Below are 24,791 nucleotides of genomic sequence, written 5' to 3' on the forward strand. Positions count from 1 at the left end.
CCCAGTTCAACCACCCGCGGGCAACTTGCCCAATTCTTCGGAAACGAGCCGCACGATCAGCTTGTCCAGCGTCTGCACCGAGTAGTTGCCGACGTCGTGCACCGTCTGCGTTCCCGGGCCGCTCGCCGGGTTGGTCGCTTCCCTGTAGGTCAGGAACACGAAGCGTCCGCCGGTGTACTGCGCGATCTGGCGCTGGATGTATTCGCCCTGCTTGTCGAGCCCCGAGGCGCCCACGCTCAACACCTTGATGCCCTTGCCCAGCGCGGCGACCATGTCGTCGTCGTAATGCGGGCCGCCGTAGTCGAGGTGCGGCGGAGCGTCGGCCAGCAGCACCACGAGGCGCGTGGTGCCGTTGCCGCGCCAGCTCATCTTGTGGATGGTTTCGTTCAGGGCCTCGTTCATCGCCTCGGGGTAGTCGCCGCCGCCTGCAGCACGCAGCGCATCGAGCACGCCCTGGAAGGCGTTGAGGTCGTTGGTGAAGTCGTGGCGGCGCACGAGAAATTCGTCGGTGCGGTCGCGATACGCCACCAGGCCAAAGCAGGTGTCGGGGCGGCTCGGCAGTTTGGCGACCTGGTCGGCGATCGTGCGCAGGGTGGTCTTGAGCTTCGCGATCTCGTCGTCCATCGAGCCGGTGGCATCGATCAGGAAGACCAGGTCGAGCCGGGCGCGCGCGGGCACGGCGCCCTTGCCGTCGAGTACGACGTCGATGGCGTTCTTCTGGCCACGCTGCAGGAAGGCGGTGCTCTGGCGGCCGTTCTTGCGCACGGTCACTTCGTACACCGGGCTCTGCGCCTTGTCGAAGGCGTTCGGATGCAGCCATGCGCGCCCGCCCGCATCGGTGCGGGCCCACATGGCGGCGCCGTTCGCGGCCTGCACGGCCACTTCGGCATCGGGCACGACTGCGCCGCGCGCGTCGCGCACCTGGAGCAGGTAGCGCGCGCTGATGTCGCGCTCGCGGTGAACGACCTGGGTGCGGCCGCGAAAGGCCAGGTATTCGCTGAAGTCGGCGTTGTCGTCGACCATGCCGGCGGTGACGGGCTCGTTGGCGGGGCGCGGGGCCTGGGCTGGCGGCTGGAGGCCGCCGCTTATGCGTGCCGCGGGGGCTGCCGGTGTAGCGGGTGCCGGTGGAACTTCCGCGATGGCGGCGTCGGCGCGGGCCTCCGCTGCGGGAGCCGGCATGGATTTCGCCGCCGAAACCGAAGGCGCCACAGGGCGACGCAGCGAGTAGTCCTTCAACGCATCGGTGCCCGCGGGTTCGCGCCGGAATTCGGAAACGCGCGCCATGCCCGGTGTCTCGTAGGTCTGGACCGGCCTCGCGCAGTGCGTGGCCGACGGCGCCTCGAAGTTCGGCACCGTCTGCGCTACCTGCAAGCGGCTGTCGGGTGCGGGCGTGGGCCAGCGCGTGGCGCCGGCAACGGCAGGGGGCTCGGTGGCGCCGCAGGCGGTCAGGAGCAGTTGGGCGCACAGCAGCACGACGAGCGGGCGGCGAAACCTGGGAACGAAAGCTTGGGTCATGAAAGCACTCCGGGTTGTTGGGTGCAGGCTGATACGGCCGGCCACCGCCAGCGGGGTTGAGCCTCGTCGACTTTTTTTGCCACCCCGAACCCCGGTGCGGTCCGCCGCCCGTACAAGCTGGGGTGAAAATCCTTCGATGTCCGCGCTTCCCCGCGCCCCTTCCGCCAAGAACGCCCCCGAGCGCCAGGCCATGCCCGACGACCAGTTGATGCTGGCCTACGCACAAGGCGACGCCGCCGCGTTCGACGTGCTCTACGCGCGCCACGAAGGCGGACTGTTCCGCTTCGTCAAGCGGCTGCTGGGCGCGCGGCTCGTGGCGCAGGCCGACGAGGTGTTCCAGGACACGTGGGTGCGGATCATCTCGGCGCGCGACAGCTTCTCGCCACAGGGCGCGACGTGGCGCACCTGGGCCTTCACCATTGCGCACAACCTGGCGATGGACCGGCTGCGCGTGAGCGGGCGCGAAGTGACGCTCGATGCGCACCCGGACGACGACAGCGACCCCGTGCCCACGCTCGACCGCGGCGTGCGCGGGGCCGTCGATGCGGCGGCGCATCCGTCGGCCGAAGAGCTGGCGTTCTGGCGCGCCGCGGGTCGTCGCTTGCTGGCCTGCCTCGATGAACTGCCGGCTGAGCAGCGAGCCGCGTTCCTGCTGCACCATGAGGACGGCCTGACCGTCGAGGCGCTGGCCGCGAGCCTGGAGATTGGCTTCGAGACCGTGCGCAGCCGCCTGCGCTATGGCTTGCAAAAACTGCGCGGCTGCATGGAGCGCTATCTGTCGGTGCTGGAGCAACGGGCATGAGCGGCAACAACACCGAATTCGACGACGACAACGGCGATCTGCGCGACCCCGCGCTGCGCCGCGCGCTGGACCATGCACCCGACAGCGAGGCAACGCCCGATCCGCGCACGCGCGCCGCGATCCTGAAGATGGCGCACAACCTGGCTCCTGCGTCGGTGACAGCGAGCCCTGCCGCCAATAGCGCGAGCGCCGCATCGTGGTGGCGACGCCTTTTCGGCGGTGGCGGTGAGCCGCGTGCGCGCATGCCGTGGAACGCGGCTTTCGCGACGGTGCTGGTGGCTGGCTTCGTGGCGGTGCTGTGGCATCGCGAGCCAGTGCCTGATGTGCGACTCGATGGTGAAGCGCGTGTGGGCGGGGCGACTGCGCAAGCGCCGGCGCCGGTTGCACCACCTGCACCGGCACCAGCTCAATCGGCCGCGGAGGTTGCGACTTCAGCCGAAGCACCGGCGGCCGCCGCTGCGCCGCCGCCAGCCGTCGCAAAAGCGCCCGCAGCACCTGCAGCCGAGCAACGCGCCAAGGCCCCGGTCGCGCGCGACTCTTCTTCCCCCAAGAAGGCCGCTGATGCGGCGAGTGCAGATGCCCCCCAGCGAGCTGCGCCGCAGCCATCTCTCAAGCAGGCAGCCCCTGCGCCCGCCGCGCCTGTGCCGGCCGCTCCCGCCGAGCCGGCCGTGCCTTCTACGCCGCCTGCCGTCGTGGCCGAGCAATCCGCACCCGCGCCCGTCGTTCGCGATGAACGCCGCGAAGCGCGCGTGGAAAACGAACGGCGAAGTGCTTATGCGGCAGGAGCGCCCGCAGCGGCAGCACCACCGCCACCAGCCGCCGCGCCCGCGAACCAGGACAACGCCAGCGCTGAACTTTCCGGCGGACTGAGTTCGACCGCGCCTGGCGCTGCCGCCAAGGCCATGACAAGGTCTCGGAGCGCGGCAACGTCCTTCTCCGCACTCGAGCGATGGACGTCTTTCAACTTCACGCGTTCAGGCGCCAGCGTGCGCCACGAGCGCGGCGACATCGAAGGCCTGCCGGCGCTCGTGAGCACCGTGGCGCGTTCGGCCACGACGCCCGATGAACCACTCGCCGCACCGGTCGAGGCGCGGCTTGAGCTGTACCGAGGCAATGCGCTGCTCGCCGTGCTGGAAATCGCCGGCGGCCAGGTGCGCTGGACATCGCAGCCCGGCGGCGCGGCTCTCGTCGGCACGCCGCCGGCGCAGGCGCTCGACGCGCTGCGCTCGCTGCTTACGCGCTGATCAGATCAGGCGTTCTTGAAATCCGGCGCGCGCTTGTTGAGGAAGGCGTCCATGCCTTCCTTCTGGTCGACGGTGGCGAACAGCGCGTGGAACAGGCGGCGCTCGAACATCACGCCGTCGCTCAGGCCACTTTCGAAGGCGCGGTTGACCGATTCCTTCGCCGCCATCACCGAGATCTGCGAGTAGCCGCAGATGATCAGCGCCGCGCCCAGCGCCTCATCGGCGAGCTTTTCGAAGGGCACCACGCGGCTCACGAGGCCGGCGCGCTCGGCTTCGGCGGCGTCCATCATGCGGGCCGTGAGCACCATGTCCATGGCCTTGCTCTTGCCCACCGCGCGCGGCAGGCGCTGCGTGCCGCCGGCGCCGGGGATCACGCCGATCTTGATTTCGGGCTGGCCGAACTTGGCGTTGTCGGCCGCGATGATGAAGTCGCACATCATCGCCAGCTCGCAGCCGCCGCCCAATGCGAAGCCGGCCACCGCGCCAATCACGGGCTTGCGGATCGAGCGGATGGCTTCCCAGTTGCGCGTGATGTAGTCGCCCTTGTAGGTGTCGATGAAGCTGTACTTGGCCATCGCCGCGATGTCGGCGCCGGCCGCGAAGGCGCGCTCGCTGCCCGTGAGGATGATGCAGCCGATGGCGTCGTCCGCATCGAAGGCCTTGAGGGCCTGGCCCAGCTCGGTCATGAGCGCGTCGTTCAACGCATTCAGGGCCTTCGGACGGTTGAGGGTGATGATGCCGACCTTGCCTGCTTCGGTCCGCACTTCGATGTTTTCGTAGCTCATGGTGTCTCCGGGGGAAGGGGAAGAAAAACGCGCTTCACTATACCCAGCATGGCCGGCGCGGGTGGCGGGGCATTGCGAGTTCCCATAGAGTGCCCGCCATGAGTTCCAACTACGCCTACCTGTTCGTCGCCATCGTGGCCGAAGTGATCGCCACCAGTTTTCTCAAGGGGTCCGAAGGCTTCACCCGGCTGTGGCCCACGCTGGCCTCGGTGGTGGGCTATGTGATCGCGTTCTTCTTTCTCTCGCTCACGCTGCGCACCATCCCCACGGGCATCGCCTATGCGATCTGGTCCGGCGTGGGCATCGTGCTGATCTCGCTGGTGAGCTGGCTGTGGTTCGGGCAGAAGCTCGACGGGCCGGCCATTGCGGGGCTCGCGCTGATCATCGCGGGCGTGGTGGTCGTGAACGTGTTTTCGAAGTCGGTTTCCCACTGAGCGACCCTGCTCGGCGCACGTGGCTTTTAGTTGAGAATTGTTCTCATCTAGAATGCCCGCCATGGAGTTCCCGATGCAAGAACATGCCGTGTTGCTGCGGGCCTATGCCCGCGTGCAGGAGCGCTGCTCGCGCCTGCTGGTCGAGCAGGCCGCGCTCGTCGAAAGGCTCGAAGCGCAGATCGTGCGTTTGCGTGGCGCGCTGGTGGCGCGCGACTCGGCCATTGCCATCGTGCGCGAAGAGCTCGCAGTGCGTGCCGCCACGGGCGGTGCGCTGCCGAAGCGGCTGAGCGCGCTGCTGTCGCCGGGCAGCAAGCGCCACCTGAAGACGCCGCCCGAACCGCAGGCGCCCGCCGACCTGCGCGAGAAGGCTGTGCTGTGCGTCGGCCATGAAGACGAGGCGCCTTCGCTCGCGCGCCAGCTGGTCGAGATTGCCGGTGGCCGCTACCTGCACCACGACGGTGGCGACGACGCGGACGATCCCGCGCTCGAAGCCAGCCTGCGCGCCGCCGACCTCGTGATCTGCCAGACCGGCTGCGTGAGCCACGGCGCCTACTGGCGTGTGCAAGACCACTGCCGACGCACCGGCAAACCCTGCGTGCTGGTCGGTGAGCCGCAGCCGATGCTCTTCGTGCGGCACCCGACTACGGCAGAAAACGCCTAGCCGGCCAACCAGCCCGCCACCTTCGTGGCGTCGTGCGAGAACAGGCGCCAGGTGGTCACGCCGACAGGCAACACCAGCGGCAGCCTGATCAGCTTGCGGTCGCGCGCCACGATGGCCGTGCACTTCGCGGCATCGCCCAGGTACAGCGCCAAGTCGTCGAGCTTGGCGATGCGCCAGGCCTGCGCAGCCTGCTGCTGGCCCTTCTTGCCGACAGCGGGCAATTCGATGCCGATCCACTCGTCGTTTGCGGAGAAGCCGGCCTTCTCGGCCGCGCCGCCGCGCAACACCACCTTCACCTGCACGCTGCCATTGGCCTCGGCCACGCGCAGGCCCAACGCCTGCGCCTGCTGCGACGGGTCCTCCAGCGTGGCCACGCCGTGCGCGCGCAGCAATTGCGCGAGCGGAAGCTCCTCGGTCGAATGCACCCAGCGCGCCAGCTCCAGCGCATACGAGCGGCCGCTCACGGCCTCGAGCGCCGCTGCAATGTCGGCCTCGCTGATGGGCCCGCCACTGCTTTGCGTCCACAGGTGGCGCATCACGTCGTCGAGCGAACCCTTGCCTTCATGGCGCAGCGTGAGGTCGAAGCACAGCGCCACCAGCGCGCCCTTGGTGTAGTAGCTCACCGTGCTGTTGGGCGTCTGCTCGTCCTGGCGGTAGTACTTGACCCAGGCGTCGAAGCTCGCGTCGGCCACCGGCTGCACCAGGCGGCCCGGCGTCTGCATGACCTGGTTGATGGTCTTGTTCAGCAGGCGCAGGTAGGCTGCGTCGTCGATGCGACCGGCGCGGCGCAGCAGCAGGTCGTCGTAGTAGCTGGTGAAGCCCTCGAAGAACCACAGCAGCTGCGTGTAGTTCTCCTGGCTGTAGTCGTAGCGCGCGAACTCGGCCGGCCGCATGCGCTTGACGTTCCAGGTGTGGAAGTACTCGTGGCTGATGAGGCCCATCAGCGTGGTGTAGCCATCGGGCTGCTTCTTCTTTTCGCCGCGCTGCGGAAGGTCGCGGCGGTTGCAGATCAGCGCGGTGGAATGGCGGTGTTCGAGCCCGCCGTAGCCGTCGTCGACCGCATTGAGCATGAACACGTAGCGGTCGATCGGCGGCTTCGGCCCGCCGCGCTTGCCGACCTTGTCGCCGTGCCAGAAGCGCATCTCGGCTTCACAGATCGCCTTGGTGTCGGCAATCAGCTTCTCGCCGTCGAACGAGGCCGCGGCACCGGCAACCACGAAGCGGTGCGGCACGCCGCAGGCTTCGAATTCGGCGCTCCAGAAAGCGCCCAGCTCGACCGGACTGTCGGCCAGCTCGTCGTAACCCGAGGCCTGGTAGCTGCCGAAGCCTTGCTTGTCGGCCTTCAGCGGAACGAGGGCAGTGGCGCACGACCAGCGCGCGGCGTCGTCGGCCAGCTTGGGCGCGACGATCTCCAGCGCATGCGGCGCCTCGGTCTGGCCTTCGACGCGCAGGCACACGCTGGTGCCGTTGAAGAAGCCGCGCTCGGCGTCGAGCCAGGCAGTGCGCACCGAGTTGTCGTACGCGCAGACCTGGTAATGCAGCACCAGCGGCTGGCCGGGCGTGCATTCAACGAGCCAGCTGCATTTGTCGAGCTGCATCAGCGCCGGCTTGCGGCGGCCCTGCGTGGCGCGCAGGCCCTGCAGGTTCTTGGCGAATTCGCGCACCAGGTAGCTGCCCGGAATCCACACCGGCAGCGACACGTGCTGCTGCGCGGCGGGCGCGTCGATGGTGAGCGTCACGCTGAACAGATGCGCGTGCAGGTCCGCGCATTCGACGCGATAGCGCACGCCCGCCACGGGTGCGGCGACAGCGGCGGCGCGCCGCGAAACGGTCTTCGTCGCCATCAGCTGGACGAAGCGGCGAGTTGCTTCTCGACCTGCTCTGCGGGAATGGCGCCGGGCGTGCGCGTGCCGTCGCTGAAGATCAGCGTGGGCGTGCCGGTGATGTTGTACTTGCGGCCGAACTCGACGTTGCGCTGCAGCGCGGTCACGTCGCAATTGCCCGTCGCGGTGGTGGGACGGGTGCTCGATTCCATCCAGTCGCCCCAGGCCTTGCCCTTGTCCTTGCTGCACCAGATGTCGCGCGACTTGATGTTCGAATCGGGGCCCAGCACCGGGTACAGGAACAGGTACACGGTGACGTTGTCGACCGTCTTCATGTCCTTCTCGAAGCGCTTGCAGTAGCCGCAGTTCGGGTCTTCGAACACCGCGAGCTTGCGCTTGCCGTTGCCGCGCACGATCTTGATCGAGTCCTTCAGCGGCAGCTGGTCGAAGGCGACGGCGCTGAGCTTTTCCACGCGCTCTTCGGTCAGGTTCTTGCGCGACTTCACGTCGATCAGGTTGCCCTGGATGAGGTAGTTGCCCTGCTCGTCGGTGTAGAAGATCTGCGAGCCGTTCACGCGCACTTCGTAGACACCCGGAATCGGCGACTTCGACACTTCGTCGATGGCCGGGAACTGCGGAATGCGTGCGGGCAGGTTCTTGCGGATCTCGGCTTCGCCGGCTGTGGCGGCCACGACCGCGCCCAGCGTGCAGGCGGCGAGTAGAAGGTTGCGTACGAGTGTCATCGGGAGATCCGTTGGTTCGGTTCTAAATCTAAAAGAGGTGCGGGTCGTGTCAGGCCTTCAGGCCCATGGCCTGCGCCGTGATCCAGCGCTTGACGAGGCGCGTGCGGTCGAAGCCGCGCATGCCCCAGTTGCGCAATGCAGGAAGCGGACCCAGGTTGTGCGCGAAAAGCTGCTGCAATCCGTCGGTCGCCAGGCTCATCTGCAGCACGTCGGCGCGGCGGGCGCGTTCGTAGCGGCGCAGCAGGCGTGCATCGCCCACGCTGCGCCAGTAGTCGCGGTTCTTGATCACGTCGGCCAGCGCGGCCGCATCGGCCAGGCCCAGGTTCAGGCCCTGGCCCGCCAGCGGATGCACCGTGTGGGCTGCATCGCCCGCCAGTGCCCAGGAGCGGTTCGGCTGCCCGGGCATGGCGCCGGTCCAGCGGTCGGCGATGGCGCGGGCCAGCGGCCAGGCGCCACGCTCGCTCGTGAGCTTGAGCGCGCCGAGCGCGTTGTGGCTGGCGTCGGTGATGGCTGCGTTGAATTCGTCGTTGCCCTGCGCGAGCAGTTCGGGCGCGCGCAGCTGGTCAACTGACCACACCAGCGCGACCGTCTTGCCGTGCGCGCCGCCGAGCGGCAGCAGCGCGAGCACCTCGCCCTTGTCGTTGAACCACTGGCGCGCGATGCCGTCGTGCGACTGCTCGGCCTCCAGGCGCGCCGCGATCGCGTGTTGCGGATAGCGCGTGACCTCGTAGCTCACGCCGAGGGCTTCGCGCGTGGTGCTGGCCTTGCCTTCGCACACCACGGTGAGTGGGGCGGCCACGGGCTCGGTCACCACTTCGATCAGGGGCTGGAAGCGCACCGCGTCGGCCAGTTGCTGCTCGAGCGCGGGCACGTCGACGATCCAGGCCAGCGCATCGACCTTCTGGCGCGCGGCGCTGAACTGCACCCGCCCGCCTTCGTCGCCATGCACGAGCATTTCGCGCACGGCCGTGGCATGGGCCGCATCGGGCCAGGCGCGCAGCGATTCGAGCAGCGTGCGGGAGGCGGTGTTGAGCGCGTAGGCGCGGATGTCTTCCTTGCCCTGCATGGCCGGCGGCACCACCAGCGCGACGCGCACACGCTCGCGCGCGAGCAGCAGGGCCAGCGTACGGCCAACGATGCCGGCGCCGCGAATGCAAACTTCAGGGGGGAGGGCCATCAAAGGATTGTAGGAGTTGCCCGCCAGCCCGCGCCTGGCGCCTTTCCCCCGGGGCGCCAAGGTCTTCCGGCTGCCGCGATGCGGGACAATTGCGGCCGAATTCCAAGGAACCCCCACCGTGTCCCAGCCCGCTTTCGACCTCGAAGCCACCATCGCGCGCCTGTTCGTCTACCCGGTCAAGTCCTGCGCCGGGGTCGAGCTTCCCGAAATGCTGCTGACCGAGACGGGGCTGGAGTTCGACCGGGCCTGGATGGTGGTCGACGCCCAGGGCGAATTCGTCTCCCAGCGGCAGCTGCCGCGCATGGCGCTGATCAAGCCGCAGATGAAGCACATGGAAGTGGTGCTGCGCGCCCCCGGCATGCTGGCGCTGCACCTGGCCTTCGATCGGGTCGAGGAGCCGGTGCGGGTGCGCGTGTGGAACGACGACGTGGCCGCCTACGACATGGGCGACATCGCCGCGCAGTGGTTCAGCGACTTTCTCTCCGAGCCCGGCAAGCCACAGACCCTGCGCCTCGTGCGCTTCGACCCCGAGCACAAGCGCCTGTCGAGCATGAAGTGGACCGATGGCGTCGAGGCGCAGACCCAGTTCGCCGACGGCTACGCGCTGCTGGTGGCAAGCGAAGGCTCGCTGGCCGAGCTCAACGAACGCCTCGCGGCGCAGGGCCACGGGGCAGTGGGCATCGAGCGCTTCCGTCCCAACATCGTGCTGGCGGGTATCGAGTCGCACGACGAGGACCGGGTCGATGCGCTGCACATCACGACCGGCGAAGGCGAGGCTGAGCTGCGCCCCGTCAAGCCCTGCACGCGCTGCCCGATTCCCGACATCGATCCGGCCACGGCCCTCAGCAGCCCGGAGGTTGGCGACACGCTGCGCACCTACCGCGCCGACGTGCGCGTGGACGGCGGCATCACCTTCGGCATGAACTGCATCGTGATCCAGGGCGTGGAGCACATGCTCAAGGTCGGGCAGGCGGTGGGCGCGAACTACAAGTTCGAATGACCAGCGCCAGGCCGGCGCTTCAGAACTTCACGCCGGCAATCAGGATGATGTTGGCGTAGGGCGTGCACTCGCCCGTGCGCACGACGGCGCGGGCTTTTGCGCTGCGGCGCTTGAATTCTTCGTGCGACACCGTCTGCGGCGCGATGCCCAGCGACTGCGGATACCAGCCCGGCAGCTTCTTCGCATCGCCCAGCGCCTCGTCGGCCACAACGATGCTTTCCACCTGCATTTCCGACAGCACCGCCTGCAACACGTCGGTGAGCTGCGGCACGCCGCGTGCCACGGCGAGGTCGATGCGGCGCGGGCCGTCGGGAATCGGCAGGCCGGCGTCGCCGAGCACGAGCATGTCGCCATGGCCCAGCGAGGCGATCACATGGGACAGTTCGGCGTGCAGCAGGGGAGAGCGTTTCACAGCTTGATCCAGTCGGGAGGCAGGGGGCTGCGCAGCACGGCGTCGCGCTGCGGAATGGAGGGCTGGGCGCCGGGCTGCTGGATGCACAGCGCGGCAGCGCGGATGCCCAGGCGCACGGCTTCATCGAAGGACTGGCCTTCGCCCAGCGCGACTGCGAGCGCGCCCAGGAAGGTGTCGCCGGCGGCCGTGGTGTCGACCGCCTGTACCTTCGGCGCGGGATGGTGGCGCGCGCCGTCGGCATCGACTGCCACGGCGCCGCGCGCGCCGAGCGTGACGACTACGCGCGCAATCCCCTTGGCGCGCAGGGCCTGACCGGCCTGAGCGGCTTCCTGCGGGCTGTCGGCCGACTGGCCGCACAACGTCTGCGCCTCGATTTCATTGACGACCAGCGTGTCGATCTGCGGCCAAAGCGGTTCGGCTATCGCCTGCACCGGCGACGGGTTGAGCAACACCTTGCAGCCCGCACCATGCGCCACCGCGATGGCGCGCGCGACCTGGTCCATCGGTGTCTCGAACTGCGTCACGAGGAAGGCCGCGCCCTGCACCTGCTGCTTCAGCGCGGCTTCGTCGATCTCGAGCCGGGCATTGGCGCCGGGAATCATCACGATGCGGTTCTGGCCGCTGTCCTCCACAAGGATCAGCGCCGTGCCGGTCGGCTCGCCCGCCACGGTGCGCAGCGCGGCGGTGTCGATACCGTCGCGCTCCAATGCCTGGCGCAGCGACTGGCCGTGCGCGTCGTCGCCGACGCAGCCGATCATTTGCACCTGGCCGCCTTCGCGCGCGCAGCTCACGGCCTGGTTGGCGCCCTTGCCGCCCGGAATGTTGGCGATCGAATGGCCCAGCAGGGTCTCGCCCGCGGCCGGCGCGTGCGGCACACGCAGCACCAGGTCCATGTTGAGGCTGCCGAGCACCACGATGCGCGGCGCCTGGGAGGAACTGGTGGAAGAAGAAGGCTTCAGGCTCACGGGGTGCGGGACTTTCGGGTTTCCGTTGAAGGCGTTTCGGTCGCGACAGGAGCTGCGGGCTCGCGGAAGCTCGCGTGCCGCGCGGTCGAGGCGCGCACGCGCAGCTCGGGCTGCAGCACCACCTTGCGCGCATCGCGCCGCTTGCCGCCGACGCGTTCGAGCAGCATGTCGACCGCCAGCGCGCCGATGCGCTCCTTGGGCTGCGCCACGGTGGTGAGCGGGGGGCTTGTGTAGGCCGAGAGTTCGATGTCGTCGAAGCCGACGATCGAGAGTTCGTCGGGCACCCGCACGCCGCTTTCATGCGCGGCACGCAGCGCGCCGATGGCCATCAGGTCGTTGCAGACGAACACGGCCGACGGCTTGCGCTCGGTGCGAAGAATGGCGTGCATTGCCTCGTAGCCGCCCTGGCTGGTGAAGCCGCCGCGCCACAGCAGCGCTTCGGCATTCGCGATGTCGGGTGTTGCGCCAGTTTCGGCCAGCGCCATGCGCCAGCCTTCGATGCGCTGCTCGCTCGGCATCACGCCCACCGGTCCGCCGATGCAGGCAATGCGCTTGTGGCCCAGCGACAGCAGGTGCCGCACCGCGAGCAGGCCGCCCTGCATGTGCGCGGTTTCCACCAGGTCGCAGGCCGGGTCGGCGATCTCGCGGTCGACCAGCACCGTGGGCATGCGCAGGCCGCGCAGCTGCTTCATGAGGGAGTCGTCGTCGCCCGCGCCGGTCGACACCACGATCAGCCCGTCAATGCGGCGTTCGGCCAGCACCTGCAGGTAGACGCTCTGGCGGTGGGGCTCGTCGTCGGTGTTGCACAGCACCAGCGTGTAGCCGGCGCCGAAGCAGCGGTCCTCCACGATGCGCACGATTTCGGCGAAGTAGGGGTTCGAGCTGTTGGGAATCAGCATGCCCAGCGTCGAGGTGGTGTTGCTCTTCAGGCTGCGCGCCATCGCGTTGGGCACGTAGCCCAGCTCGCGGATGGCGAGCTCCACGCGCTCGCGCACCTTGGCGCTCACGTGGCGGGTGTCGTTGACCACGTGCGACACGGTGGTGACGGACACATCCGCCTTGAGTGCGACGTCTTTGATGGTGGCCATGGCTTTTCCTGTTCCTGGTGGGGCGGGATTCTGTCGTCAGGCCAGACGGCGGTCGGCACGGCGCTGGCGCAGGGTGTCGATGATGACCGCCACCACAATCACGGCACCGGTGATGATGCGTTTGCTCGGCTCGCTCGCGCCAACCTGCGCAAGGCCCGCTTCGAGCACCGCGATGATCAGCACGCCGAAGAAGGTGTTGATCACCGAGCCGCGGCCGCCCATGAGGCTGGTGCCGCCGATGACCACGGCAGCGATCACCTGCAGCTCGATGCCGACGCCGGCGTTCGGGTCGGCTGCTTCGAGGCGCGCCGATTGCATCAGGCCCGCGAGGCCGGCCAGCAGCCCGGTAACGGCGAACACGATGATGCGGATGGGGCGCGGGTCGACGCCCGCCAGGCGCATGGCTTCTTCATTTGTGCCGATGCCCACCACATGGCGGCCGAATACCGTGCGCGTGAGCACCATCTGCCCGATGACCACCAGCACCACCGCCAGCACGAAGGCGGCCGAGATGCCGCCGATCCACGGCGCGGCCAGGCCCGAGATGGCGTCGCCCACATATTGCGTGCGCGAATCGGTCACGAGGTAGGCGCCGCCGCGCACCGCTTCGAGCATGCCCAGCGAAACGATGAAACTTGGCAGCCGCCATGCGACCGACACCGCGCCCGTGACCGTGCCGCAGATGAGCCCGGTAACGAGGCCGAGCACCGCGGCCACCGGCACCGAGAGCTTCCATTCGAGGATCGCCGCCGCCGTGACGGCCGCGCTCAGCGCCAGCACCGAGCCGACTGAAAGATCGATGCCCGCGATGATCAGCACGAAGGTCATGCCGACCGCCATCACCGCCAGCGCGGGAATCTCGTTCGCGATGGAGACGAAGGTCTCGCGCGTCAGGAAGTATTCGCTCAGCGAACCGAAGAGCGCGATCATGCCCACGAGCACGACCGTCAGGCCCAGGTAGGTGCCGAGCTGGCCCTTGAGTGCGGAGGGCGAGGCCGGCAGGTTTTGTTTGGTGGAGGCTTCGGCGTTCATTGTGTGTCGGCGGTGACCGGGGTCGAATCGGAAACGGGAGATACCGTCGGCGGGCTGGCGGCGCGTCCTGTCGCGTCGCTGAATGCTGCGGCCAGCAGCGATTGTTCGGTCCACTCGCCGCGCTCGAACACCGCGACCAGCCGGCCGGCGCTCATCACGCCGATGCGGTCGCACATGGCCATCAGTTCGCGCAGGTCGCTCGACACCATCAGCAGCGCCTTGCCGGCGTCGGTCATGCGGTCGAGTTCGGCGTACAGGTCGGCGCGCGCGCCCACGTCCACGCCGCGCGTGGGTTCGTCGAGCAGCAGCACCTTGCATTCGCGATGCAGCCAGCGCGCGAACACCACCTTCTGCTGGTTGCCGCCGCTGAGCGTGGCCACCGGTTGCTCGATGCTGCGCGAGCGGATGCGCAGCAGTTCCACCAGCTTCTGCGCAATGCTGCGCTCCTTGGCGCGCTGCAGCCAGCCGGCGTGCGAGATCGCGCCCAGGTCGCTCAGCGTGGCGTTGACGCGGATCGATTGCGTCAGCAGCAGGCCTTGCGACTTGCGGTCTTCCGTGACGAGGCCGATGCCCGCGCGGATGGCCTGCATCGGCGAGCGCCAGCCCTTGCGCGCGTGCTGCGTGGGCTGGCCGTTTTCATAAAGGGTGATTTCGCCGCGGTCGGCGCGGTCGGCGCCGAACAGCAGCCGCACCAGTTCGGTCCGGCCCGAGCCGACCAGACCGGCCAGGCCCATGACTTCGCCCGCATGCAGGTCGATGTCTACGTCGCGCACGACCTGCGCCCGGCCGATGCCGCGTGCGCTCAGCAGCACGGGCCCGGCCACGCGGCGGTCGCGGCCTTCATGCTCGTGCACCGCGCGGCCGACCATGCGCTGCACCAGTTCGGATTCGCGCACGCCGGCCATGGCGCGCACGTCCACCAGCCGGCCGTCGCGCAGCACGGCCACGCGGTCGGCGATGCGCTGCAATTCTTCGAGGCGGTGCGACACATACACGATGGCCACGCCGCGCGTCTTCAGCAGCTCGATCTGCTCGAACAGGTGCGAGGTTTCGCGCGGGGTGAGCATGGCGGTGGGCTCGTCGAGCACCAGCACGCGCGTGTCGTCCTGCAGGTTGCGCGCGATCTCCACCATCTGCTGCTGGCCGATGCCCAGCCGAGCCACGGGTGTGGCCGGGTCGATGTTCTCCATGCCGATCTTGGCGAGCTGGCGCGCGGCCAGCTCGTGCAGCTTGCTGCGGCGGATCCAGCCGGTCTTGTTGGGCAGCCGGTCGAGCAGCAGGTTCTCGGCCACCGACAGCGTGGTGACGAGGCCGAGTTCCTGCATGACCATGCGCACGCCCAGCCGCTCGGCGTCGCGGCGCGAGCCGGGCGCAAAGGGCTTGCCGTCGAGCAGCATCTGGCCGCGCGTGGGCTGCACCAGCCCGCAGACGATTTTCGACAGCGTGCTCTTGCCGGCGCCGTTCTCGCCCGTGAGGGCCAGCACTTCGCCGGCATTGAGCACGATCGAGACGTCGTCCAGCACCGGCGCCGCATAGTCCTTGCCCATGGCGCTCAGCGAGAGCACGGGCATGGCCGTTGTGAGATTCATGGCGGCGGATGCTGTCAACGTCTGCTCTTTCTGGTTGCTTACTTCGAGTCTTTGGTGACCAGCACCACGTCGGTCTTCACTTCGGCGGGCATCTCCGACTGCTTCTTCTTGTCGGCGATGGCCTTCAGTGCGGTCTCGATGCCGAACACGGCTTGCTTGGCGGCGAACTGGTCGGCTGTGGCGAGCACGCGGCCGTCCTTCAGCATCGGCTTGATGGCGCCGATGTTGTCGTAGCCCACCACCAGCACCTTGCCGGTCTTGCCCGCGGCCTTGACCGCAGCCACGGCGCCCAGCGCCATGCTGTCGTTGCCGGCGAGCAAGGCCTTCAGGTCGGGGTGCTCGCGCATCATGCCGGCGGCCACGGTGTTGCCCTTGTCGATTTCCCACTGGCCGGACTGCACGCCCACCACCGTCACGCCGGCGGCCTTCATTGCGTCCTGGTAGCCCAACGTGCGCTGCTGCGCATTGAAGGTGGTCGACACGCCTTCGATGATGCCGACCTTGTCGCCCGACTTCAGCTCCTTGGCCAGCGCGTCGCCCACCAGCTTGGCGCCGGCGCGGTTGTCGGGGCCCACGAACGGCACCAGGATGCCCTTTTCCTTCAGCGCGGCACCGTCGAGCTGGTTGTCGATGTTGACGACCAGGATGCCCTTGTCGATGGCCGCCTTGATCACCGGCACCAGCGCCTTCGAATCGGCCGGCGCGATGACCAGCGCGTTGATCTTCTGCGCCACCATCTGCTCGACCATCTTGATCTGGGCGGCGGTGTCGGTCTCGTCCTTGATGCCGTTGGCCACCAGCGTGTACTGGGCGGCATTGGCCTTCTGGTGCGCCTTGGCGCCGTCTTCCATGGTGCGGAAGAACTCGTTGGCCAGCGACTTCATGACCAGCGCGACCTTGGGCTTGTCCTGGGCGAAGGCGGGTGTTCCGGCGATGGCGCCCAGCAGCGTGAGAGCGGCGGCGCTTTGCAGGGTACGGCGGGTGAACTTCATGGTGAATGTCTCCTGAGGTGGTTGATCAGAACGGTGCGCCGGTCTTTGCCGGGGGCTCTGATGTTAGCTGAGGGAAACGTTTGCGCAAACGTTTGCCAGTCGGTGCTAACCCTGAGGTTTCGAGCAGGCAAATGCGAGCTCGAAGACCTGCCGGACGGGCCTGCAACCATGCTCGCCTAAAATCGCCGGTTACCCAAGAGGACCTCCCATGAGTTTGCAATGCGGCATCGTCGGCCTGCCCAACGTCGGTAAATCCACCCTTTTCAATGCGTTGACCAAGGCCGGCATCGCGGCGGAAAACTATCCGTTCTGCACCATCGAGCCCAATGTGGGCGTGGTGGAAGTGCCCGATCCCCGGCTCGCGCAACTGAGCGAGATCGTCAAGCCCGAGCGCGTGGTGCCCGCCATCGTCGAGTTCGTCGACATCGCCGGCCTGGTGGCTGGTGCCAGCACCGGCGAAGGCCTGGGCAACAAGTTTCTGGCGCACATCCGCGAGACCGACGCCACCGTCAACGTGGTGCGCTGCTTCGACGACGAGAACGTGATCCACGTGGCCGGCAAGGTTGACCCGATCTCCGACATCGAAGTGATCCAGACCGAACTCTGCCTGGCCGACCTGGCCACGGTCGAGAAGGCGCTGCACCGCCACACCAAGGTGGCCCGTTCCGGCGACAAGGACGCGCAAAAGCTGGTCGGCCTGCTCGAGCGCTGCCAGGCCGCGCTGAACGAGAACACGCCGGTGCGCGCGCTCGACTTCACCAAGGAAGAGTTGCCGCTGGTCAAGAGCTTCACGCTCATCACTGCCAAGCCTGCGATGTTCGTGGGCAACGTGGCGGAAGACGGCTTCGAGAACAACCCGTATCTCGACCGCCTGCGCGAATATGCCGCCAAGCAGGGCGCTCCGGTTGTCGCCATCTGCGCCAAGATCGAAGCCGACCTGGCCGAGATGGACGACGAAGACAAGAAGATGTTCCTCGCCGAGATCGGCCAGGAAGAGCCGGGCCTGAACCGCTTGATCCGTGCGGCCTTCAAGCTGCTGGGCCTGCAAACGTACTTCACCGCCGGCGTGAAGGAAGTGCGTGCATGGACCATCCACATCGGCGACACCGGCCCGCAGGCGGCCGGCGTGATCCACGGCGACTTCGAGAAGGGCTACATCCGCGCCCAGACCATCGCGTTCGAGGACTACATCGCCTTCAAGGGCGAGCAGGGCGCGAAGGACGCGGGGAAGATGCGTTCGGAAGGCAAGGAATACGTCGTCAAGGATGGCGACGTGATGAACTTCCTGTTCAGTTCGTAGGGGGCAACACCTGAGGCCCGGCGGAGCCGGTTCCTCGGTGTCTCGCGAAAAGAGCTTCGCGATTTTCTTGATGTTGTTGGGTAGACTGCGCGCGCCCTATTTTTCCTGCAAGGCCCGCCTTCATGCTCACCGTCCACCACCTCAACAACTCGCGCTCGCAGCGTGTGCTCTGGCTGCTCGAAGAACTCGAGCTGCCGTACGAGATCGTTCACTACCAGCGCGATCCGCAAACCAGTCTGGCGCCTGCTTCGCTGCGGGCCATTCATCCGCTGGGCAAGTCACCGGTGGTAACGACGGATGACGGACTCACGCTCGCGGAATCGGGCGCGATCATCGAAACGCTCATCGAGCGCTACGGCCACGGCCGCCTTGCGCCTGCGGCCGGTTCGCCGGAGGCGCTGCGCTATCGCTACTGGCTGCACTTTGCCGAAGGCACGGCGATGTCGCCGTTGCTGCTCAAGCTGGTGTTCGATCGCATCGAGACGAGCAAGATGCCTTTCTTCGCGAAGCCGATCGCCAAGGCGATCTCGGCCAAGGCGAAGTCGGCGTTCATCAACCCGAACATCGCAAGCCACCTGAACTACATGGAAGCCGAACTCGGCAAGAGCGAGTGGTTCGCCGGCGATGCGTTCACGGGCGCGGACATCCAGATGAGCTTCGTGGCCGAAGCTGCGCAGGCGCGCGGCGGGCTCGATGCGAAGCGGCCGAAGCTGATGGCGTACCTGGAGCGAATCCACGCGCGTCCCGCGTACAAGCGCGCGCTCGAACGCGGCGGCCCCTACGCCCTGTTGAACTGATCAGAAGATCTGCAGCAGCGCCACCGTCATGGTGATGTAGCGCAGAAACTTGCCCACGGTCATGTAGGCAACGCATGGCCAGAACGGCAGCTTGAGCCAACCTGCGACCGCGCACAGCGGGTCGCCCACCAGTGGCAGCCAGCTCAACAGGCAGGCCTTCGGGCCGAGCCGCTCCAGCCAGCCCAGAACACGCACATGATGTTTCGAGTGCGAGTATTTGTCGGCCACCTTGTGCGCGCCGTAGCCCATCCACCAGTCGACCGCGCCCCCCAGCGTGTTGCCTATGGTCGCCACCGCGATGGCCGGCCAGAACATGTCGGGGTTGAGCTTGAGCAGCCCGAAGAGAAAGGGCTCGGAGCCCACCGGCAGTAGCGTCGCGGAGACGAACGCCGCCACGAACAAGGTCGAGAGACCGTACTGCGGCAGCGCCAGCAGCGCCATGAGGGAGTCGAGCCAGGCTTGCATAAGGTCGGCGCAGTATAGGCAGCGCTTGCTTCGCAACCCCGCAGGAGAAAGCCCCGGAATGCACCGGTGTTTGTACGGGTACCCAGGGCGCAAATCGTTTCAGTCGCTGAAATGCGGCGTGGCTACAATCGTGCCTCATTTTTCAGCAGCCGAACGCGCACGCTCCTCTTTCCAATGACCTTGCAGATCGGCACCCACACGCTGGAAAACCGCCTGTTCGTCGCGCCCATGGCCGGCGTGACGGACCGGCCCTTCCGCATGCTGTGCCGCGAACTCGGCGCCGGTTATGCGGTCAGCGAGATGGTCACGTCGCGCAAGGAGCTCTGGGGCACGCTCAAGACATCGCGCCGCGCGAACCATGATGGCGAACCGGGCCCCATTGCGGTGCAGATTGCCGGCACCGATGCGGCCATGATGGCCGAGGCCACGGTCTACAACATCGAGCGTGGTGCGCAGATCATCGACATCAACATGGGCTGTCCGGCCAAGAAGGTCTGCAACAAGTGGGCAGGCTCGGCGCTGATGCGCGACGAGCCGCTGGCGCTTGAAATCGTGCAGGCCGTGGTCGATGCGGCGCAGCCTTTCGGCGTGCCGGTCACGCTCAAGATGCGCACCGGCTGGAGCCAGGAGCACCGCAACGCAGTGAAGCTCGCGCGCGATTTCGAATCGGCCGGCGTGCAGATGCTCACGGTGCATGGCCGCACGCGCGAGCAGGGCTACAAGGGCTTTGCCGAGTACGACACCATCGCCGCCGTGAAGGCCGCGGTGCGCGTGCCGGTGGTGGCCAACGGCGACATCCGCTCGCCCGAGAAGGCACGCGACGTGCTTGCGGCCACCGGCGCCGACGCGGTGATGATCGGCCGCGCCGCGCAGGGCCGCCCGTGGATCTTTCGCGAGATCGCGCACTTCCTGGAAACGGGCACGCATCGCGCGCCGCCGCTGGTCGCCGAAGTGCGCCGCTTGCTGCTCGACCATCTCGTGGAGCACTATGCGCTCTACGGCGACTACAGCGGTGTGCGCACGGCGCGCAAGCACATCGGCTGGTACGTGCGCACGCTGCCCGACGGCGAAGCGTTCCGCGCACGCATGAACACCATCGAGGACTGTGCCGAGCAGCTGCGCGCGGTCGGCGACTATTTCGACGGGCTGGCGGACCGCATGGATCGCATGCCCGTGCAGCACCTGGCGGACGAAGAGGCGTCGTCGGGTGAAGAGGAGGCGGCTTGCGCCGTCGATTGAAAAAAAGAGAAGAAGCAATGAGCAAGAAACATATCGAGGACTGCGTGCGCACCAGTCTGGACAGCTACTTTCGCGATCTGCGTGGCACCGAACCCGACGGCATGTACGAAATGCTCGTGCGTGTGGTCGAGAAACCCCTGCTCGACGTCGTGATGACGCGTGCGGAAGGCAATCAATCCAAGGCCGCGCAATGGTTGGGCCTGAATCGCAACACGCTTCGCAAGAAGCTCGTTGAACACAAACTTTTGAAATAACTCCACGGCATATCCAATGGCCCAGACCGCACTCATCTCCGTTTCCGACAAGACCGGCATTCTCGAATTCGCCCAGGCGCTGCATGCGCTGGGCATCAAGCTGCTGTCCACCGGCGGCACTGCCAAGCTGCTGGCCGATGCCGGCCTGCCCGTCACCGAAGTTGCCGACCACACCGGCTTTCCGGAGATGCTCGATGGCCGCGTGAAGACGCTGCACCCGAAGATCCACGGCGGCCTGCTCGCGCGCCGCGACCTGCCCGCGCACGTGGCGGCCATCAAGGAACATGGCATCGACACCATCGACCTGCTGGTGGTCAACCTGTACCCGTTCGAAGCCACCGTGGCCAAGCCCGGCTGCACGCTCGAAGACGCGATCGAGAACATCGACATCGGCGGCCCGGCCATGGTGCGCAGCGCGGCCAAGAACTGGAAGGACGTGGGTGTGCTGACCGACGCGTCGCAATACGCCGTGGCGCTCGCCGAGCTCAAGGCCGACGGCAAGCTCAGCGACAAGACCAAGTTCGCGTTTTCGGTGGCAGCGTTCAACCGCATCGCCGACTACGACGGCGCCATCAGCGACTACCTCTCGGCCATCGATTTCGATGCCAGCATCGGCCAGCCCGCGCCCAAGCGCTCGCTGTTCCCCGCGCAAAGCAACGGCCGTTTCGTGAAGGTGCAAGACCTGCGCTACGGCGAGAACCCGCACCAGCAGGCCGCGTTCTACCGCGACCTGCATCCGGCGCCCGGTTCGCTCGTGTCGGCCAAGCAGCTGCAGGGCAAGGAGCTGAGCTACAACAACATCGCCGACGCTGATGCCGCGTGGGAATGCGTGAAGAGCTTCGACGTGCCGGCTTGCGTGATCGTGAAGCACGCCAACCCCTGCGGCGTTGCCATCGGCAAGGATGCTGCCGAGGCTTACGGCAAGGCTTTCAAGACCGATCCGACCTCGGCCTTCGGCGGCATCATCGCCTTCAACCGTCCGGTCGATGGCGCGACGGCTCAGGAGATCTCCAAGCAGTTCGTCGAAGTGCTGATGGCGCCCGATTACACACCCGAGGCATTGGAGCTGTTCCAGGCGACCAAGAACCGGCAGAACGTGCGCATTCTCAAGATATCGCTGCCGCCGGGCGGCGCGAGCGACTGGGACAACGGCCGCAATGCGATGGACGTGAAGCGCATCGGCTCAGGCCTGTTGATGCAGACCGCCGACAACCATGAGCTCGCGGCCAGCGACCTCAAGGTGGTCAGCAAGAAGCAGCCCACGCCGCAGCAGCTGCAAGACCTGCTGTTCGCATGGAAGGTCGCGAAGTACGTGAAGAGCAACGCGATCGTGTTCTGCGCCAACGGCATGACCATGGGCGTGGGCGCGGGCCAGATGAGCCGCCTCGATTCGGCGCGCATCGCCAGCATCAAGGCCGAGCATGCCGGCCTTTCGCTGAAGGACACGGCAGTGGCCAGCGACGCCTTCTTCCCGTTCCGCGACGGCCTCGACGTGGTGGTCGATGCGGGCGCGAGCTGCGTCATCCAGCCGGGTGGCTCGATGCGCGACCAGGAAGTGATCGATGCCGCCGACGAGCGCGGCGTGGTGATGGTGCTGTCGGGCGTGCGTCACTTCCGCCACTGATCGGCGGAACGCGGGGTTCGGCGGCCGCGAGACTTACTCGTGGTTGCCGAAGCGGTATTTCAGCTGGAAGGTGATGGCGCCGTACAGCCGGTTTTTGATCGTCGGTACGTAGGCGATGTTGAGGCCCCAGTTCTTGCCTTCGATGGCCGCCACCGGAAGGATGGCCGGGAACCAGTTGCCGTTGCGGTAGTTCGGGTAGCCGTCGAAGCCGCCGACCACGGCGCCGAACTTCACGCCATAGAACTCGAAGGGCAGCGCGTACAGGCCCACGTAGTTCGACTGCCGGCGGTCGCTGTTGCGGAAGGTGCCCGCAGTGACGCGGAAGGTGTCGTTCAGCGGGTACTCGAAGCCCAGCCCCTGGTTGACGTTCTCCAAGCCCTTGCCGCCGTCGAAGTGCGCCGAATAGAAGCCTGGGTTGATCCAGATGTTCTTCGGATCGAAGGACTCTTGCGCTGATGCGAAGCCGGGAATGAGAAGAGCGATGCTCAGGACCGGCAACGTGCGCAGGGAGTTCATGGGCTAGGGCGTCCTGAAGATTTGTCTTGCGGCTTCGATGGTGGCGGCGATGTCGTCGTCGCTGTGGGTTGCGCTCACGAAGCCTGCTTCGTAAAGCGCGGGGGCAATATACACGCCGCGATCGAGCAAACCGTGAAACAACGCATTGAATTTCGCGTTGTCGGTTGTCATCACGGTGGCATAGTTTTGCGGCAGGTCCTTCATCAGGAAGAAGCCGAACATGCCGCCTTCGCTGTCGGCATTGAAGGGCTGGCCTTCGGCTGCTGCGGCGGCCTTCAGGCCGTCGACCAGCGTGCGCGTTTTCTTGCCGAGCGCTTCATAGAAGCCGGGCTTGGCGATTTCCTTCAACGTGGCGAGGCCACAGGCCGTGGCCACCGGATTGCCCGACAGCGTTCCCGCCTGGTAGACCGGACCCAGCGGCGCGAGCTGTTCCATGATCGCGCGCGGCCCGCCGAAGGCCGCCAGAGGCATGCCGCCGCCGATGACCTTGCCGAGAACAGTGAGGTCGGGCTTGATGCCCAGCACGCCTTGCGCGCCGTGCAGGCCCACGCGAAAGCCGGTCATCACCTCGTCGAAGATCAGCAGGGCGCCGTGTTGCGTGCAGAGTTCGCGGCAGCGCTTGGCGAACTCGGGCGTGGCGCGCACGAAGTTCATGTTGCCGGCAATGGCTTCGATCATCAGGCAGGCGATGTCGTTGCCGTGCAGTGCGAAGGCTTCTTCGAGCTGCTGCAGGTTGTTGTACTCGAGCACGATGGTGTGCTGCACCACCTCGGGCGGCACGCCGGCCGATGTCGGGTTGCCGAAGGTGGCGAGGCCGGAGCCGGCCTTTACCAGCAGTGCGTCGGCGTGACCGTGGTAGCAGCCCTCGAACTTGATGATGCTCTTGCGGCCGGTGGCGCCGCGCGCCAGGCGCAGCGCGCTCATGGCGGCTTCGGTGCCCGAGCTTACGAGCCGCACCATCTCCATAGACGGCACCAGCGCGAGGATGGCCTCGGCCAATTCGATTTCGCGCTCGGTCGGCGCGCCGTACGAGAAGCCTTCGAGCACGGCCTTCTGCACCGCCTCGACCACGGCAGGGTGGCCATGGCCCAGGATCATCGGGCCCCAGGAGCCGATGTAGTCGATGTAGCGCTTGTCGTTGGCGTCCCAGAAGTAGGCGCCCTGCGCGCGCTGGATGAAGCGGGGCGTGCCGCCCACGGCCTTGAAGGCGCGTACGGGCGAGTTGACGCCCCCGGGGATCACGGCGCGGGCGCGCTCGAAAAGAATGTCGTTGCGGTCGGTCATCAGTGTCGGGTGTCGTGTGGGGGGAGGGCGAAGTCCGGTGCGGCGTCCGGGTCTTCATCGTCTTCGTCGTCCTCGGGCTCGGCCCAGAACAGGCGGTCGGGCAGCACGTGGCCCATGCCGGGGCGAAAGCCCGCGTCGAGGCAGCGGTCCATGTAGGCCAGCGCCTCGGTGGTCGCGGCCACGAGGTCGGTGCCGCTCGCCAGCAGGGCGGCCAGCGCGGCCGACAGGGTGTCGCCGGCGCCGGCAAAGACGGCTTCGAGCCGTTCGTACTTCTCGTTGGCGAGCACCGACTGCGGCGAGGCCAGAACGTTGTCGATGAACTGCTCGGGCAGCACCATGCCGGTTACCAGCGTGTAGGGCACGCCGAACTCGCCGGCGGCCTTCGCAATGTCGCGCGCGCCGGGCGGACGCTCGCCGTTCCAGTCCGGAAGCAGCCAGCGCCACAGAGTACTGTGGTTTCCAACCAACACCGTCGTCTGAGGCAAAACAAGTTCCCGAAAAGCGTCCAGATAGGGCTCGATCAGGTTCTCGTCCCACCACGAAAGGTTGGGCATGTAGGCCACCACGGGCACCTCGGGATAGTCGGCGGCGGTCTCGGCGATGGTGCTCAGGGCCTCGGGGGTACCGGCAAAGCCCACCTTGATCAGCTGGACTTCCACGTCCTCCAGGATGGCGCGCGCCTGCTCGGCGATGGCCTCCTCGTCGAAGGGAAAGTGGTCGAAAATCTCGGCCGTGTCCCTGGCGTAGGCGCCTGTGACGACGGGCAGGACGTGTGCGCCCACCGACGCCATGGCGAGGGCATCGGCGCCCAGCCCGCCCGCCCCGCTGGGGTCGCTGGCGTTGAAGACCAGCACGCAGGGGGGATTCAGGTCGCGTTCGGCCAGCTCGCCTTCATCCTGCGAGGGGTCGTTAAGATCGCCCGGTTTGCGGGTTTTGTCTGCTGGAAGTAAGTAGATGGTCATACGCCGGGCGGAATCCCCTGGATGGTGGCATAGGCGCGACGTTTACCGTCTGCCAGTGAGATACGCATAGATACACTCGTTGCATTTA

25 protein-coding genes are annotated in these 24,791 nt (G+C 67.1%); 10 read left to right on the plus strand and 15 right to left on the minus strand.

Going from position 1 to position 24,791, the window contains the following annotated elements:
- Nucleotides 1-6: 6 nt before the first annotated feature.
- Nucleotides 7-1,515, minus strand: a complete 1,509-nt coding sequence (locus tag NWF24_RS02640; protein WP_258352867.1) for a VWA domain-containing protein — start codon at nucleotides 1,513-1,515, stop codon at nucleotides 7-9.
- 136 nt (nucleotides 1,516-1,651) lie between these two features.
- On the opposite strand from NWF24_RS02640, the gene NWF24_RS02645 reads away from it, so the two are divergent.
- Nucleotides 1,652-2,317 carry a sigma-70 family RNA polymerase sigma factor gene (locus NWF24_RS02645; RefSeq protein ID WP_258352868.1) on the plus strand — a complete coding sequence of 222 codons (666 nt, stop codon included), beginning with the start codon at nucleotides 1,652-1,654 and terminating at the stop codon, nucleotides 2,315-2,317.
- Nucleotides 2,314-3,561: a hypothetical protein gene (locus tag NWF24_RS34190; RefSeq protein ID WP_309148857.1), complete on the plus strand. Its 1,248-nt coding sequence runs from the start codon at nucleotides 2,314-2,316 to the stop codon at nucleotides 3,559-3,561. Before NWF24_RS02645 ends, NWF24_RS34190 begins: the two co-directional genes overlap by 4 nt.
- Before the next feature lie 5 nt (nucleotides 3,562-3,566).
- Here NWF24_RS34190 and NWF24_RS02655 read toward each other — a convergent pair whose 3' ends face one another.
- Nucleotides 3,567-4,346, minus strand: a complete 780-nt coding sequence (locus tag NWF24_RS02655) for an enoyl-CoA hydratase (protein ID WP_258352869.1) — start codon at nucleotides 4,344-4,346, stop codon at nucleotides 3,567-3,569.
- Nucleotides 4,347-4,444: 98 nt separating this feature from the next.
- Here NWF24_RS02655 and NWF24_RS02660 point away from each other — a divergent pair, with 98 nt between their 5' ends.
- Both NWF24_RS02660 and NWF24_RS02665 read left to right on the plus strand, forming a co-directional pair.
- Nucleotides 4,445-4,780: an SMR family transporter gene (locus NWF24_RS02660; protein WP_258352870.1), complete on the plus strand. Its 336-nt coding sequence runs from the start codon at nucleotides 4,445-4,447 to the stop codon at nucleotides 4,778-4,780.
- Nucleotides 4,781-4,853: 73 nt separating this feature from the next.
- Complete coding sequence (locus NWF24_RS02665; RefSeq protein ID WP_258352871.1) at nucleotides 4,854-5,441, plus strand: DUF2325 domain-containing protein; 588 nt, start codon at nucleotides 4,854-4,856, stop codon at nucleotides 5,439-5,441.
- Here the strand turns inward: NWF24_RS02665 and NWF24_RS02670 are convergent.
- Genes NWF24_RS02670 through NWF24_RS02680 form a run of 3 tightly spaced genes read right to left on the minus strand, consistent with a single transcriptional unit; the run spans nucleotide 5,438 to nucleotide 9,184 of the window.
- Nucleotides 5,438-7,285, minus strand: a complete 1,848-nt coding sequence (locus tag NWF24_RS02670) for a M61 family metallopeptidase (RefSeq protein ID WP_258352872.1) — start codon at nucleotides 7,283-7,285, stop codon at nucleotides 5,438-5,440. The genes NWF24_RS02665 and NWF24_RS02670 overlap by 4 nt on opposite strands.
- Nucleotides 7,285-8,007, minus strand: a complete 723-nt coding sequence (locus NWF24_RS02675) for a DsbC family protein (protein ID WP_258352873.1) — start codon at nucleotides 8,005-8,007, stop codon at nucleotides 7,285-7,287. Before NWF24_RS02675 ends, NWF24_RS02670 begins: the two co-directional genes overlap by 1 nt.
- Before the next feature lie 49 nt (nucleotides 8,008-8,056).
- Nucleotides 8,057-9,184 (minus strand): FAD-dependent monooxygenase, encoded by a 1,128-nt coding sequence (locus NWF24_RS02680; RefSeq protein WP_258352874.1) that lies wholly within the window; start codon nucleotides 9,182-9,184, stop codon nucleotides 8,057-8,059.
- Nucleotides 9,185-9,302: 118 nt separating this feature from the next.
- On the opposite strand from NWF24_RS02680, the gene NWF24_RS02685 reads away from it, so the two are divergent.
- Complete coding sequence (locus tag NWF24_RS02685) at nucleotides 9,303-10,184, plus strand: MOSC domain-containing protein (protein WP_258352875.1); 882 nt, start codon at nucleotides 9,303-9,305, stop codon at nucleotides 10,182-10,184.
- A 19-nt stretch (nucleotides 10,185-10,203) separates the two neighbouring features.
- Here the strand turns inward: NWF24_RS02685 and rbsD are convergent, their stop codons facing one another.
- The 6 genes from rbsD to NWF24_RS02715 are packed head-to-tail and all read right to left on the minus strand — an operon-like array spanning nucleotide 10,204 to nucleotide 16,262.
- Entirely contained in the window at nucleotides 10,204-10,596 is a 393-nt protein-coding gene (gene rbsD, locus NWF24_RS02690; protein WP_258352876.1) for a D-ribose pyranase, read from the minus strand.
- Nucleotides 10,593-11,561, minus strand: coding sequence for a ribokinase (rbsK, locus tag NWF24_RS02695; protein WP_258352877.1), 969 nt, complete (start codon nucleotides 11,559-11,561; stop codon nucleotides 10,593-10,595). The genes rbsD and rbsK overlap by 4 nt, the downstream gene beginning before the upstream one ends.
- Nucleotides 11,558-12,649, minus strand: coding sequence for a LacI family DNA-binding transcriptional regulator (locus NWF24_RS02700; RefSeq protein ID WP_093056646.1), 1,092 nt, complete (start codon nucleotides 12,647-12,649; stop codon nucleotides 11,558-11,560). Before NWF24_RS02700 ends, rbsK begins: the two co-directional genes overlap by 4 nt.
- A gap of 36 nt (nucleotides 12,650-12,685) precedes the next feature.
- Nucleotides 12,686-13,681 carry an ABC transporter permease gene (locus NWF24_RS02705; RefSeq protein WP_258352878.1) on the minus strand — a complete coding sequence of 332 codons (996 nt, stop codon included), beginning with the start codon at nucleotides 13,679-13,681 and terminating at the stop codon, nucleotides 12,686-12,688.
- Entirely contained in the window at nucleotides 13,678-15,270 is a 1,593-nt protein-coding gene (locus NWF24_RS02710; RefSeq protein WP_258352879.1) for a sugar ABC transporter ATP-binding protein, read from the minus strand. Before NWF24_RS02710 ends, NWF24_RS02705 begins: the two co-directional genes overlap by 4 nt.
- 38 nt (nucleotides 15,271-15,308) lie before the next feature.
- Nucleotides 15,309-16,262 (minus strand): sugar ABC transporter substrate-binding protein, encoded by a 954-nt coding sequence (locus NWF24_RS02715; RefSeq protein ID WP_258352880.1) that lies wholly within the window; start codon nucleotides 16,260-16,262, stop codon nucleotides 15,309-15,311.
- A 208-nt stretch (nucleotides 16,263-16,470) separates the two neighbouring features.
- Here NWF24_RS02715 and ychF point away from each other — a divergent pair, with 208 nt between their 5' ends.
- Both ychF and NWF24_RS02725 read left to right on the plus strand, forming a co-directional pair.
- Nucleotides 16,471-17,562 (plus strand): redox-regulated ATPase YchF, encoded by a 1,092-nt coding sequence (gene ychF, locus NWF24_RS02720; protein ID WP_093056642.1) that lies wholly within the window; start codon nucleotides 16,471-16,473, stop codon nucleotides 17,560-17,562.
- A 122-nt stretch (nucleotides 17,563-17,684) separates the two neighbouring features.
- Complete coding sequence (locus tag NWF24_RS02725; protein WP_258352881.1) at nucleotides 17,685-18,359, plus strand: glutathione S-transferase; 675 nt, start codon at nucleotides 17,685-17,687, stop codon at nucleotides 18,357-18,359.
- On the opposite strand, the gene NWF24_RS02730 is transcribed toward NWF24_RS02725, so the two are convergent.
- Nucleotides 18,360-18,824: a YqaA family protein gene (locus NWF24_RS02730; protein ID WP_258352882.1), complete on the minus strand. Its 465-nt coding sequence runs from the start codon at nucleotides 18,822-18,824 to the stop codon at nucleotides 18,360-18,362.
- A gap of 174 nt (nucleotides 18,825-18,998) precedes the next feature.
- Between NWF24_RS02730 and dusB the strand changes: the two genes are divergently transcribed.
- The 3 genes from dusB to purH are packed head-to-tail and all read left to right on the plus strand — an operon-like array spanning nucleotide 18,999 to nucleotide 21,941.
- The gene (dusB, locus tag NWF24_RS02735; RefSeq protein ID WP_258352883.1) at nucleotides 18,999-20,063 is read left to right on the plus strand and encodes a tRNA dihydrouridine synthase DusB; all 1,065 of its coding nucleotides are present in this window, start codon (nucleotides 18,999-19,001) and stop codon (nucleotides 20,061-20,063) included.
- Nucleotides 20,064-20,080: 17 nt separating this feature from the next.
- Complete coding sequence (locus tag NWF24_RS02740) at nucleotides 20,081-20,317, plus strand: Fis family transcriptional regulator (RefSeq protein WP_007838304.1); 237 nt, start codon at nucleotides 20,081-20,083, stop codon at nucleotides 20,315-20,317.
- A 16-nt stretch (nucleotides 20,318-20,333) separates the two neighbouring features.
- Nucleotides 20,334-21,941: a bifunctional phosphoribosylaminoimidazolecarboxamide formyltransferase/IMP cyclohydrolase gene (gene purH / locus NWF24_RS02745; RefSeq protein ID WP_258352884.1), complete on the plus strand. Its 1,608-nt coding sequence runs from the start codon at nucleotides 20,334-20,336 to the stop codon at nucleotides 21,939-21,941.
- 33 nt (nucleotides 21,942-21,974) lie between these two features.
- On the opposite strand, the gene NWF24_RS02750 is transcribed toward purH, so the two are convergent.
- The 3 genes from NWF24_RS02750 to thiD are packed head-to-tail and all read right to left on the minus strand — an operon-like array spanning nucleotide 21,975 to nucleotide 24,703.
- Complete coding sequence (locus NWF24_RS02750; protein WP_258352885.1) at nucleotides 21,975-22,457, minus strand: hypothetical protein; 483 nt, start codon at nucleotides 22,455-22,457, stop codon at nucleotides 21,975-21,977.
- 3 nt (nucleotides 22,458-22,460) lie between these two features.
- Nucleotides 22,461-23,741: a glutamate-1-semialdehyde 2,1-aminomutase gene (hemL, locus tag NWF24_RS02755; protein ID WP_258352886.1), complete on the minus strand. Its 1,281-nt coding sequence runs from the start codon at nucleotides 23,739-23,741 to the stop codon at nucleotides 22,461-22,463.
- Nucleotides 23,741-24,703: a bifunctional hydroxymethylpyrimidine kinase/phosphomethylpyrimidine kinase gene (thiD, locus tag NWF24_RS02760; RefSeq protein WP_093056633.1), complete on the minus strand. Its 963-nt coding sequence runs from the start codon at nucleotides 24,701-24,703 to the stop codon at nucleotides 23,741-23,743. Before thiD ends, hemL begins: the two co-directional genes overlap by 1 nt.
- Between the last annotated feature and the right edge of the window lie 88 nt (nucleotides 24,704-24,791).

The organism is Variovorax paradoxus (genome assembly GCF_024734665.1).
Taxonomy (GTDB): Bacteria; Pseudomonadota; Gammaproteobacteria; order Burkholderiales; family Burkholderiaceae_C; genus Variovorax.